Origin of the sequence: Janthinobacterium sp. PSPC3-1, assembly GCF_049896105.1 — a bacterium.
GTDB lineage: Bacteria > Pseudomonadota > Gammaproteobacteria > Burkholderiales > Burkholderiaceae_D > Janthinobacterium.
This window is the reverse complement of record NZ_JAFCTQ010000037.1, coordinates 38,781-50,549: the sequence shown is the minus strand read 5'-3', so window position 1 is coordinate 50,549 and position 11,769 is coordinate 38,781. Positions and strand designations below refer to the sequence as shown.

The window sequence follows — 11,769 nt, the reverse complement described above, 5'->3', positions numbered from 1 at the left end:
TCACGTGCCGATGCTCGACATACACGTGACCGTGATGGGGGTTGGAGGGCAGATGGGGCTCAAGTTTGCACCACTGCTTTTCGGTAAGGTCAGTTCGGCTCATCGCTCTATGACCATCCAACCTCAATTAAGTTCAGTCAGACAGACCCTAGTCCGCCCATTGTGCGCACGCATTCAAAATAGGTCTCTATTAGTATGGCATCCGCCATGGAGTTCTTGCCCTCGTGGTGAAAAGGTGCCTTCCGATTCAGAGCGCGGTCGGCGGCCATAATTTTTGTCTCGTTTCCAGTTTCGATGATTGCAGCATTGCTAAGTATTTGCTCTATTCTTGTAAGGGTACCTTCCGCTGCGCCGCCGAGCACCGGAATGCGGTGGTTCATGTCGGACAGATAGCCGAGGATCTTATCTTTTTGCTTGTTGTCGTTCTCAGCCCGACGAATTGCATCCTTGACCTGGTCAAAGTGTGACGCAAGGCTCTTCGCGCTCGATTTTGCAACGCGATTGCGGTTCTTCTGAAATTCAGTGACGACTATCCTGGGCACTATGAGGGTTATGCGTCCGTTGGCCACAAGGTCGACAAGAGCGTCGAGTAAGGATGTTTGTTTCGGGTCCGCAGCGAGGTCTAACCATACGCTGGTGTCGATGAGTATGTTGAACATGTGGGACTGGCTCTCGTTCTGGAAAGGATTCTTCAGACTGCGATAGTTACATCGGGCAAGCTTATGGGCAATTCGCGCTAACGCAAGTTTAAGCCGATATTCCCCATATCCAGACATCGATGTCGAGCTACGACGGAATCATCGGTGTTAACAAACAGCGATTTAAAACTGATATTGCGTGCGGCAGCCATCACTTAGCGCCAGATCGAGGCAGTGATGCCGATGTTCCCGAGGATATTTACTAAAGGCCTGTGTGCATGAGGTACGACTGGACAGGACAGCCCGTGCTCGTGGAAATGGTTTCGTGATCTCCTGTCGCCGAGAGCGTAGAGACGCCGCAGCCTGCCGGCGAATGCTATGCCCGCCGACCGAACCGCGCCGCAAGATACTCAAGCCTGGAAAGGCGGCGTTCAAGTCAAGCGTGGCTCCGGTCGGGGCCATAGTCCACCGATTCCAGCCGGTGGCGTCGCCTCTTTCCTTGTAGTCGATTTCCTTGACCGAGATGATTATGAATTGGTCACCGTACCCTATCAGGGAATCGCAAAGCTCCTTGTCTTTCTTTTCGAACTGGTTTGGATGGCTCCAGAGTCTGAGGAAGGCATGTTTACACAGCCACGCGACGAGTCTTTCGGACTGGGTTACGTCTGCGCCCATTCTGAACTCCTGTTAGGTATTGGCGTCTTGTACTGCTTGAGAAGCGCCCCTGGAACGAGGTAAAGGTGCCGGTTGGCACGGGTGCAGGCGGCGTAGAGCTTGTTTCTGGTGCTTGCCGGGAGCGTGGTCAAATTACCTTTTTTGTATGCCTTCGAGACGTTGTCAGGCAGGACGACGCACACGTCTTTGAAATGGTCCAGCCCTTTCGATCCGCCCCAGTTGAGCGAATGGCATTCGTACTTGCTGCTCTCGCTGTAGAAGAGCTTCACGGTCGCGCCGTCGGCGAAGAGCTCGTCGGCTCGCGCCTGTTCGCACACCATCTCTACGAGCGCTTCATGATCGCCGTGCGCTTCCATCTCGATGCCGAGCTGGGCCTTTACGAAACCGCATACTGCGGGCGCACAGCGGTGGCTCTTGACCAGCGATTTGTCGTCAATGGCAATCCCTAGCTCTCGGAAGCGGTCACGGTACCTCGCGTAGTCATCGTGGAGCGATTTGTTTGTCGCCCCGTCTCTGCTGGTGTCGAAGGTGTGCTGGTAGAAGTCCCCGACCAGAAGCACGTCCACGCCCGACGCGGAGGCGACTGCGGAAAGGAAGTTGAAGTCGTGCCCGGCGAAGTCCTGCACTTCGTCAACCATGAGCGAGTCGAAGTACTTGTCCACGCGGGCCACGATGTCGGGAATGGCGTTCCGCTTCTCCAGAAACAGGGCCAGCCTGCCGTAGTACATGCGCCGCGCGCCATCGACGTAGTAATTGTCGGAGTCCCGGGAGAACTTCAGCGTCCGCGCAGGAGGAGCGTCCCAGTTGAATCCCCTTGTCTTCATCGCCATGGCGAAGAGCGGTCGGTAGCAGAACGAGTTCAGGAACGAAAAATACGTCGCGAGCCTTATGTTGTGCGGGACGTAGCCGAATTTCTGCATCACCCTGGAACGCAGGTTGGCTAGGTTGTTGTCAGTGAAGGTCAGGATCAGGTGATTGCGGTCCAGAGACAGGCTCTCGATGAGCAGCCGCGTCTTTCCGGACCCCGCGACGGCGAATACTACGCTTTTACCCATGCGATGGCCTCTTGAATGTAGGGCGGGGTAGCGAGGGCTGCTTCCTTTTTTTCGAGGAGTTCGAAGGCCGCGTCGGCCTTGTTTTTCAGCATGTAGTCCTGCACCGGGAGGGTCTTCCGGCCGGGGCCAAAGAGCTCGTCGCACGCGACCGAGTTGTCTGCGTACATGCAGATCTCGAAGGTACTGCGCGCGTTCGCGGGGTCGGCGAACACCTTGACGTGGGCGAGGCCAGCGAAATCCGAATAGCTGTCGACGCAGTTCTTCTGGTGGTCGCCGTCGTTGTCGCGGATGACCGCCGTCCTGATCTCCAACGCCTTGGCCAGCTCAAGATAACGCTTGAAGCTCGTGCCTCCTACCGATATCACATGCACGTCGTCCTGTTCGGGAGTGCGCCCGGCTGCGGCCTTCCTGTAGAAGGCTTCCATGAGGATGAATTCCGCGTCGCCTTCGACGAGGATGACCTTCTTCGACAGGATGAATTCGAGGACGTTGTTGTCGGGCGCCTTCATGAAGAAGTCGGCCGTGCCCGCCGACAGGCCGTTCAGCACGAGGGGGACTCCGGAACTGCTGTTCAGCATGACCACTTTCCGCAGGTCCAGGCGCGTGCAGATAAGGCTGCTGTGGGTCGCCACGAAGACCTGCTTCGTCTTCGATTCACGGATGCTCTGTATGAGCTTCTTGGTGTTCAGGTGGCTCAAGTGGTTCTCGGGTTCCTCAAGGAGGATCGCGTCAAGCGCGTGGGTTCCCGCGTTCTTCTTGAGGGCGAATTCGGTCTTGATAAGGCACTGCTTCCCCTTGCCCTTGTGCTCGATGGGTATGTCGCCCTCTGTGATGACCAGGTCCGTCTCGAGGTTAGACTTCGCATTGTTGCGCACGGTGAACTTGTAGTCGCTGAGGGTGTCGTTGAGTTCCGCCAGGACGTCGGTCCTGAATTGCGTCTTGTGCTTCCGGTACTCATTCTGGAACTTGTATTTCTGGGGCGCGCTGGCATGGGCGCTGTACATGGAGTTGGTGTACTCCCTTGTGGCGTATTCGTGGTTGATCTGGGAACTGTCGATCATCAGGTGCCTGACGTGTTTCGAGTAGCCGGAATAAGGCTGGTCAGCGAAGGTTGCGAACCTGACTGCGTAGTACTCGAATGGGAAGTTTTCGCCGGGCTGCGCGAGGATGTCGACAATCTCCTTTCCGAATTCGTCCATGGGTGCGCAGACCATTCGCAGGCCGTCGCATTCCTTGCCTGCCGAGTTGTTCTTCCCGTTGAGATCGTGGTTGCCTTGGTCGCTGAGGTATATTTCCACGAACATTGTGGGCAGCCTGCCGATGGATCTTGCGCCTCCCGAAAAGAATTTGGCGATACTGTTGATGTTGAGGAGGCTCTCGATTCCTGCCGAGTCCACTTTGCTTCGGCTTCCGCCCAAAGCCAAGTCGATGGCCGTCAGTATCGAGCTCTTTCCGGCTTCGTTGTCGCCGATCAGGATATTCATTTCCTTGTCGAAGTCCACTTCGAACCGCTCGAATTTCTTGAAGTTGGACAGCCGGATCTTTTCAATTGTTTTCATGGCATGGTTTGGTTAACGTGGGCACGGCTTTCGTTTTCGCGCGGCACTGCGGACAGATTACAGGGTAGCGCGCGTCGCGTTCAAGCTCTTGATGTTGCATTGCGCGTGGATCTGGTGGGCCTACGATAGGCTCCCCAGTTCCGGGAAAAGGAACTTCACCAACGCACCGCATTTTTCGTGCGGGACGAACGGCAAGGGATCGTTCACGTAGTCCTTCCGGGCAGCGCTAAGCTTGCTCGCGAACTTTCGGTTGGCATCCTGCTGGTCGAGCAGGCCGGATTTGTCAAACGCCTTGATTGCGCGCATGAACCACTGCAGGTCGCGCCTGTGGCTGCTTATGATCCCGTGGGCGACTGCGATCAGCGTTCCCCTCCGGTCACAGATTGCGCGACCGTGCTTCGCGCAGTAAAGGACTTTCAGCGTCGTGAAGTAGTCCCATATATACGGGGTCGCCTCGACGTCGAGGGCTTGCAGGCGCTTATGGAAAACCTTCCATCTTTCGGAGGCTTCGTCCTCCTTGTCGAGCGGGCCTTCGGCCAGCCACCAGTTCTCGATGTCGGTACGAAGCGCGTCTCCGGCGGAGCGTGGCTCCAGCGCGCGCCTCGCCCCGTCGAAATCGAACCAGAACGCGCGCTGCGTCTCCGGCTGCAAGGTGAGAGTGTGGAAGGGCAGGAGCCTTCGGTGGAGTCCGGAAAGCCCGCCACCCTCAATCGGCTGCACCCAAACGCACTCGACAAGGAACTCCTTCGCTTCGATGGAAGCCTCGACCGTCTTCTGGTTGACGACGAAGGCGTTCAGGTTGTTGCTGAAGAATATGTCGTCTTCCGTCAGACGACGATAATCCTGCTCGAATTCGGCGAATATCCAGAACAAGAGCGCGCCTTCCGCCTGGTAGAAGATTCGCCTGGCGGCTATCACCGAGAGCGGAGTGGTCGAGAGTTGGATCTCGAAGGCGACGCGAATGCCCCCGTACTGTGCCGTGATGTCCGGCTTCCGCCACTGCGACGGGAGGGCGCCTTTCCAGCGGGTCTCCTGGCGGATCTCGTTGAAGCGGCCGTCGAGGGTAAGGCACTGCGTTATCCAGTCCTTCATACGCAAGTGAAGTTTGCTTTCCTTGGCGCCGTTGTACTTCCTTGCGTTGATCTCGTCCTGGTTCAAGTCGCCTGACGTGTTTGCCGGGCAGCTTCCGTCTTGTTCCCGGTGCTTGAAAAAGAAGCGCCGGGTGTTGCGGCTGGAGCATATGTGCACGGCAACCCCGCAGATGGAGCACCGGTACAGCGGGTCGGTTTGCAGGTTCATCCTCACCCGCATGCGGAGGTCCATCAGGTCCTTGATGTCCCTCCCCAAGACCTCTCGAACCGACCGGTGTTGCCCGGTTTCCGTGCACATCACTCCCCGGATTTCCGGATCGTTGACCGCGAGCCATTCGTTCTCGCTGGGCTGTTCCTGTTTGCGCCTCGGGTGCGCGCGCAGTTCGCGGTCGGCTGCGGGATCAAAAGGGGAAAATCCCGGATTTCCGATTTGGCTCATTGGCTTCATTGGGTGCGGCGTCTTGCTTTCTGGTGAAGTATCATTGCTGCCGCTCTTGTCGTTCCGGCACCGGACAACTGGGGCTGATGGCGTCTCATACAGTACTAGCGACCAAGTTCCCTTCTTGAACCGAATGCCTTTTTTGAAGTACGCGGGGGCTTTTGCACGTTTCGCTGCCACATCAATTTTGCCACTGTCGAGCTGATATTGCTAATGGTATAATGACGACAGGGTGATCATGCAAACAAGCATGACAGGACATGCGCTGGTCGGGCCGCCACGCACCACACTTGTGTCCGCTGCCCATGCCCTTGTTCCCTCTTGCATTTCCCCGCTATCTTCTTCGACACGCGCGCCGCCATGCTGCGCCTTTGGCCGTTCCGTTTCTGGTAGACACCTCCTGACGCGCCGCTGTCACGAGCATTCCACACGCCCTCCATCACCACCAGACAATGGCGCCCCCATCCACCAGGACAGGGGGCCGAACACACCATGCGCATCGAAAAAAAACTCTCCAGCACCTTCAATGAATTCATGCAGTCGGGAAAAGCAGGCGGCATTATCCTGATCCTTTGCACCATCGTGTCGCTGGCGCTGGCCAACTCGGCGCTGGGTGCGGACTATCTGGGATTCTGGCACCGCTACGTTGCCGGCCTGAGCATCGAACACTGGGTCAATGACGCGCTGATGGCGATCTTCTTCCTGCTGATCGGCCTGGAACTCAAGCGCGAGCTGTACAACGGTGAATTGTCCGACCTGCGCCGTGCGATGCTGCCCATCCTGGCGGCGGCCGGCGGCATTGCCGTGCCGGCGCTGATACACCTGGCGTTCAACGGTGGCACGCCCACCCAGGCCGGCATCGGTATTCCGATGGCCACCGACATCGCCTTCGCCCTCGGCGTACTGAGCCTGCTCGGCAAGCGGGTGCCGGTGTCGCTTAAAGTCTTTCTGGCGGCGCTGGCCGTGATGGACGACCTTGGCGCCATCATTGTCATTGCCGTGTTTTATACGACCCAGCTATCCTTCGCATACCTGTTCGCGGCGCTGGGCGTGTTCGCGGCGCTGTTCCTGGTGCAGCGCGTGCTGCGCGTGATGGCGCTGTGGCCCTACCTGCTGGGCGGTTCGCTGATGTGGCTTTTCATGCTGCTGTCCGGCGTGCACGCGACGATTGCCGGCGTGCTGCTGGCCTTTGCCATTCCGGATTCGGCTATCGAGGACGATGCCGCTTCACCTTCGCAGCGGCTCGAACATGTGTTGCACAAGCCGGTAGCCTTTTTGATCCTGCCGATCTTTGCGCTGGCCAATACCGGCATCGTGATCTGCACCGGCTGGGCGACAGAGCTGCTGACCAGCAACAGTCTTGGCATCCTGCTGGGGCTGGGCATCGGCAAGCCGGTGGGCATCTTCCTGTTCACGTTTGCTGCGGTGGCACTCGGCGTGTGCCGCCTGCCGCTGGACCTGGCCTGCCGCCATGTGCTGGGCGCGGGTTTGCTCGGCGGTATCGGCTTCACGATGTCGATCTTTATGACCAATCTTGCCTTCGTGGGCCAAGCCGAGGTCATCAACGCATCGAAGATGGCGATCTTGCTGGCCTCGCTTGTCGCCGGGCTGGCCGGATTTGTCTGGCTGAATCTCATGGGTGCACCACAGGTGTCGGATCCCGATCCTGAGACCATGGATTTCGATGACGAAGCGGCGTCGTCCGATATACCATCCGCGCACTAGGCTATCGCTCGCCCAGCTTCGCTTGGGCCGAATCCCGGCAAGCATCCCCGGAGAACAGGCACTAGCGGGCTATGGCTTCCAGTTCAGTGGGAGCCGCAGCATAATGTGAGCTGTTACACAAGCGACCAGCTGATCAACAAGCTGTTGAACCAGTACGCCCGCTTCCGCCATGTGCGAAGGCTTGCTTGACCGCAAATAAAGGATGGATATGTGTCATACTGGCAACGCCAACACCGACGATTGCCACCGCCATGAAAAACCTCCGCCTTGCCCTCGCGCTCGCCTTGCTGGCCTGCGCTTCCACCGTATGGAGCCAGGGGCAGGCGGCACTGTCGAGCGCGCAGGTCAAGCAGCGCATTATTGCCGACTCGATCGCCGCCTATCCGGGCCGCTGCCCCTGTCCCTACAATGCCGCCAAGAACGGCAGCGCCTGCGGCGGGCGCAGCGCGTGGAGCCGGCAGGGCGGCTATGCTCCCATCTGTTATGAGCGCGAAATCAGCAGCGAGATGGTGACGAAATGGCGGCAGGAGCAGCGTGTGGCTGGCGCATGACCCGCTTGATATAAATCCTGATTCAAGCCTCTTTACAGCGACACGCTGCTGTGTCCGCTCGTCTGCGTTTCAGCACGCTTGCTGCTTTGGCATTGTTCACGTAGTAATACTACATTAGCGAACAATTTATTTTTGTAGGATAATAACGAAGCGCATTGTATTTGCCCAAATGCGATTCAACGCAAGTATCCAAGTCAACACAACAATAAATTGCGGGAGTTCCATGCAAGATTCCACCCCCTCCATCCCCTCCGATGTTGCTCCGCCGCGCATCACGCGCCGCCATGCCCTGATCGGGCTGGCTGCCTTGCTGGCGCAGGCCGGTTTCTGGAGCAATCCTTTGTCGGCCGCCATGCCCGCCGCTACTGCCGCGCCAAAAGCCGCGCCGGGCAGCATGCTGTTCTATACCTTGTCGCAGGAGATCACCGGCCACCAGGATTTGCGTACCGAAACGGCTGCCCGTATCGAGCAGGCCATGCGCACTAATGTGCCGGGCTTTGCCGAACACTTGCCCGCATTGGGCGCGTTGGTCAAAACCGGCCAGCCGGCGAAAGACTTGCTGGCGGCGGCCACCGCCACCGATGCCAGCCTGCGCGAACTGGCGCTGGCCATCGTGGCCGCCTGGTACACGGGCACGGTGGCCGGCAATGCCGCGCAGGGCACGAAATCCATCGTGGTCGCCTATGCCGAAGCGCTGATGTACCGCACCGTGGCCGATGGGCAGGTGGTGCCGACGTATTGCAACTATGGTCCGCTGTGGTGGCTCAAGGCGCCGCCGCCCGTGCTGGTGTCCGCTCCCGTCGCGCCGAAACCGGCGCCTGCACCGGCCACCACCGGCACTCCCGAACCGAAAGGCAAGCAAGTACAATGAAATCCCCCGAATTCAAGAGTAATGGCGACGTCGTCGCCGATGTCGTCATCGTCGGTTCCGGCGTGGTCGGCGCGATGATGGCCGATCAGTTGGCCGCGCAAGGTCACTCCGTGATCATGCTGGAAGCGGGCCTGCGCATCGAGCGCGGCCAGGCGGTGGAAAACTGGCGCAACATGCCGTTCGAGAACCGTGTCGGTTCCGACTTCCAGGGCCTGTATCCGCAGGCGGAAAACGCGCCGGCGCCGTTGTATTTTCCAAAGAATAATTATGTGGAATTGTCCGGACCCAGCGGCAGCAGTTTCCAGCAGGGCTATTTGCGCACGGTCGGTGGCACCACCTGGCACTGGGCCGCGTCGTGCTGGCGACATCTGCCGTCCGACATGCGCATGAAAAGCGATTACGGCGTAGGGCGCGACTGGGCCATTTCCTATGATGAGCTGGAACCGTATTATTGCCGCGCCGAACAGGAAATGGGCGTGGCCGGCCCCAACGATCCGGCGCTGCAGTCACCCAGCGAGCGCAGCAAGCCTTATCCGATGGACATGGTGCCGTGGGGCCATGGCGACAAGCGCTTTGCCGAGGTGGTCAATCCGCACGGCTACCGCTCCGTGCCGATTCCACAGGGCCGCTCGACGCGCCCGTGGCAGGGCCGTCCTACCTGCTGCGGCAATAACAATTGCCAGCCAATCTGCCCGATCGGCGCCATGTACAACGGCATCCACCATGTGCAGCGCGCCGAACTGAAGGGCGCCGGCGTGCTGGCAGAGGCGGTGGTCTACCGCATCGATACCGACCAGAACAACCGCGTGACGGCCGTGCACTGGTATGACGCCAAAAAACAATCGCACAGGGCGACCGGCAAGGCCTTCGTGATCGCGGCCAATGGCATCGAGACGCCGCGCCTGCTGCTGCTGGCGGCCAATCAGAATAATCCGAACGGCATCGCCAACAGTTCCGACCAGGTGGGCCGCAACATGATGGATCATTCCGGTTTCCACTGTACCTTTTTGGCCAATGAACCGATCTGGACCGGCCGTGGCCCGGCGCAGAGCAGCTGCCTGGTGGGGCCGCGCGACGGCGCCTTCCGCGCGCAGTATTCGGCCAACAAGATGATCCTCAATAACATCACGCGGGTCGGTCCGGCCACCCAGCAGTCGCTGAACCTGGGCCTGGTCGGCAAGGACCTGGACGACGAGATTCGCCGCCGCGCCGCGTTTGGCGTCGACCTGTCGATCAGCCTGGAACCCTTGCCGGAAGCGCATAACCGCCTGACACTGAGCCGCACGCGCAAAGATCCGCTGGGCCTGGCTTGCCCCGATATTTACTATGACGTGGGCGACTATGTGCGCAACGGCGCCAAGGCCGCGCATGCGCAGCTGGAACATATCGGCAAGCTGTTCGGCGCGGTGGAGTTCAATATCACCAGCAGCCTGAACGCGAATAATCACATCATGGGCGGCGTGATCATGGGCAGCAACCGTCTTGATTCGGTGGTGGATGGCAACTGCCGCGCCCACGACCATGCGAATCTGTGGCTGCCCGGTGGCGGCGCCATGCCGTCGGCCAGCGTGGTCAACACGACCCTCAGCATGGCCGCGCTCGGTTTGCGCGCGGCCGACGATATTGCCCGTACCCTGGCGCGGGAGGCCGCATGATGCGCCGTGTATTGAGCGCCACGGCAGTCGTGCTGGTGGCCATGAGCTCGGCCCTGGCCGCGCCGCCCGTGACCCTGACGCCGGACCGTCCCGCCGTGCCGGCCGCCACATCCGCCTCGTCCGATCAGGATGCGCGCCTGGAGCGGGGCCGCTACCTGGCGATTGCCGCCGACTGCATGGCCTGCCATACGGCCGCCAGCGGCAAGCCGTACGCCGGCGGTTACGCCATCGACTCGCCGCTGGGCACGATCTACGCGACCAATATCACGCCATCGACAAAAGGCGGTATCGGCCATTACACGGAGGCCGACTTTGCGCGCGCGCTGCGCCAGGGCGTGCGCGCCGACGGCAGCCATCTGTATCCGGCCATGCCCTACACCAGCTATGCGCTGCTGTCGGATGCCGATGTGGGTGACCTGTATCACTATTTCATGCACGCCGTAGCACCTGTCTACGAGCCGGCGCGCCAGACCAAGTTGCCGTTTCCCTTCAATGTGCGGCTGTCGATGCTGGGATGGAATGCCTTGTTCCTCGACGACAAGCGCTTCGTGCCCGATGCGGGCAAGAGCGCGCAGATCAACCGGGGCGCCTATCTGGCCGAAGGGCTGGCCCACTGCAGCGCCTGCCATACGCCGCGCAATATGCTGATGGCCGAAGTGGGCAGCCAGCAACTGGCCGGCGCCAACCTGGGGTCGTGGCATGCACCGAACATCACCTCTGACGCCATCAGCGGCATCGGCGGGTGGAGCGATGCGGAACTTGCGGCCTACCTGAAAACCGGCCACGTGGAAGGCAAGGGGCAGGCGGCCGGCGGCATGGCCGAGGCGATCCAGAACAGCCTGCAGTTCTTGCGCGACGACGATGTGGCGGCCATCGTGGCGTATTTGCGCACCGTGCCGCCCGTGCGCGCGGCTGGCCAGCAGAAGCCCGCCTACAGCTATGGCGGCGCCGTCAGCGAGGAAGCAGGCTTGCGCGGCATGGCCAGCTCCACCGAGCACCATTCGCTGAACAGTGGCAAGGTGTTGTTCAGCGGCTATTGCGCCAGTTGCCACTCGGCCAGCGGCGCCGGCAGCACGGGCCAGGCGTATCCGGCGTTGTTCAACAATACGGCGACCGGCGGTAACACGCCGGCCAACCTGGTGTCGGCAATCTTGTTTGGCGTCGAGCGCAAGATCGGCAAGGAAGGCGAAGAGGTGGAAGCGTTCATGCCGCGTTTCGACCAGCGTTCTTACGTGCAAGCCTTGACCGACGAGCAGGTCGCCTCGATCGCCAATTACGTGCTGAAGCAATATGGCAACCCGGCCGTGTCGGTCACGCCGGCCTATGTGGCGCAGGCGCGCCGCGGTGGCGAAACGCCGCTGCTGGCCCGCTTGCCGCACTTTATCGTGCCGGCCGGCGTGGCCGCCTTGCTGGCGCTGATTGCCTTGCTGGTCTGGCGCCGCAGCCGTCGTCAGAGCAAGGATTGAGCACCAGCTTTTGAGTCTTTGCCATAACTTGCAGTAAAATGCAG

Annotated in this window: 9 protein-coding genes; 5 read left to right on the top strand and 4 right to left on the bottom strand. The window is 60.1% G+C overall.

All coding sequences use genetic code 11. The features are described from left to right. Window positions 1-137: 137 nt before the first annotated feature. The 4 genes from ACP7B7_RS26240 to ACP7B7_RS26225 all read right to left on the bottom strand — a co-directional run bounded on the left by ACP7B7_RS26240 (window position 138) and on the right by ACP7B7_RS26225 (window position 5,457). Window positions 138-659 carry a PIN domain-containing protein gene (locus tag ACP7B7_RS26240; protein ID WP_426078632.1) on the bottom strand — a complete coding sequence of 174 codons (522 nt, stop codon included), beginning with the start codon at window positions 657-659 and terminating at the stop codon, window positions 138-140. 638 nt (window positions 660-1,297) lie between these two features. After that, entirely contained in the window at window positions 1,298-2,368 is a 1,071-nt protein-coding gene (locus ACP7B7_RS26235) for an AAA family ATPase (RefSeq protein ID WP_308925332.1), read from the bottom strand. After that, window positions 2,353-3,927 carry an ATP-dependent nuclease gene (locus tag ACP7B7_RS26230; RefSeq protein ID WP_308925333.1) on the bottom strand — a complete coding sequence of 525 codons (1,575 nt, stop codon included), beginning with the start codon at window positions 3,925-3,927 and terminating at the stop codon, window positions 2,353-2,355. Before ACP7B7_RS26230 ends, ACP7B7_RS26235 begins: the two co-directional genes overlap by 16 nt. A gap of 120 nt (window positions 3,928-4,047) precedes the next feature. Further along, window positions 4,048-5,457, bottom strand: coding sequence for a DUF6035 family protein (locus ACP7B7_RS26225; RefSeq protein ID WP_308925334.1), 1,410 nt, complete (start codon window positions 5,455-5,457; stop codon window positions 4,048-4,050). 492 nt (window positions 5,458-5,949) lie between these two features. Between ACP7B7_RS26225 and nhaA the strand changes: the two genes are divergently transcribed. The 5 genes from nhaA (at window position 5,950) to ACP7B7_RS26200 (ending at window position 11,725) form a co-directional block, all read left to right on the top strand. Further along, window positions 5,950-7,182 carry a Na+/H+ antiporter NhaA gene (gene nhaA / locus ACP7B7_RS26220; RefSeq protein WP_308925335.1) on the top strand — a complete coding sequence of 411 codons (1,233 nt, stop codon included), beginning with the start codon at window positions 5,950-5,952 and terminating at the stop codon, window positions 7,180-7,182. A gap of 251 nt (window positions 7,183-7,433) precedes the next feature. Next, entirely contained in the window at window positions 7,434-7,733 is a 300-nt protein-coding gene (locus tag ACP7B7_RS26215; protein ID WP_308925336.1) for a hypothetical protein, read from the top strand. A 223-nt stretch (window positions 7,734-7,956) separates the two neighbouring features. Further along, window positions 7,957-8,604: a sugar dehydrogenase complex small subunit gene (locus ACP7B7_RS26210; RefSeq protein ID WP_426078631.1), complete on the top strand. Its 648-nt coding sequence runs from the start codon at window positions 7,957-7,959 to the stop codon at window positions 8,602-8,604. After that, the gene (locus ACP7B7_RS26205) at window positions 8,601-10,259 is read left to right on the top strand and encodes a GMC family oxidoreductase (RefSeq protein WP_426078630.1); all 1,659 of its coding nucleotides are present in this window, start codon (window positions 8,601-8,603) and stop codon (window positions 10,257-10,259) included. The genes ACP7B7_RS26210 and ACP7B7_RS26205 overlap by 4 nt, the downstream gene beginning before the upstream one ends. Further along, window positions 10,256-11,725 carry a c-type cytochrome gene (locus ACP7B7_RS26200; RefSeq protein ID WP_426078629.1) on the top strand — a complete coding sequence of 490 codons (1,470 nt, stop codon included), beginning with the start codon at window positions 10,256-10,258 and terminating at the stop codon, window positions 11,723-11,725. Before ACP7B7_RS26205 ends, ACP7B7_RS26200 begins: the two co-directional genes overlap by 4 nt. The last annotated feature ends 44 nt before the right edge of the window (window positions 11,726-11,769 follow it).

What these genes read in the sequence shown, in the direction of transcription:
- ACP7B7_RS26240 (WP_426078632.1), bottom strand. Translation starts at nt 659, where the DNA reads ATGTTCAACATACTCATCGACACCAGCGTATGGTTAGACCTCGCTGCG.
- ACP7B7_RS26215 (WP_308925336.1), top strand. Translation starts at nt 7,434, where the DNA reads ATGAAAAACCTCCGCCTTGCCCTCGCGCTCGCCTTGCTGGCCTGCGCT.
- nhaA (WP_308925335.1), top strand. Translation starts at nt 5,950, where the DNA reads ATGCGCATCGAAAAAAAACTCTCCAGCACCTTCAATGAATTCATGCAG.
- ACP7B7_RS26205 (WP_426078630.1), top strand. Translation starts at nt 8,601, where the DNA reads ATGAAATCCCCCGAATTCAAGAGTAATGGCGACGTCGTCGCCGATGTC.
- ACP7B7_RS26210 (WP_426078631.1), top strand. Translation starts at nt 7,957, where the DNA reads ATGCAAGATTCCACCCCCTCCATCCCCTCCGATGTTGCTCCGCCGCGC.
- ACP7B7_RS26200 (WP_426078629.1), top strand. Translation starts at nt 10,256, where the DNA reads ATGATGCGCCGTGTATTGAGCGCCACGGCAGTCGTGCTGGTGGCCATG.
- ACP7B7_RS26225 (WP_308925334.1), bottom strand. Translation starts at nt 5,457, where the DNA reads ATGAGCCAAATCGGAAATCCGGGATTTTCCCCTTTTGATCCCGCAGCC.
- ACP7B7_RS26235 (WP_308925332.1), bottom strand. Translation starts at nt 2,368, where the DNA reads ATGGGTAAAAGCGTAGTATTCGCCGTCGCGGGGTCCGGAAAGACGCGG.
- ACP7B7_RS26230 (WP_308925333.1), bottom strand. Translation starts at nt 3,927, where the DNA reads ATGAAAACAATTGAAAAGATCCGGCTGTCCAACTTCAAGAAATTCGAG.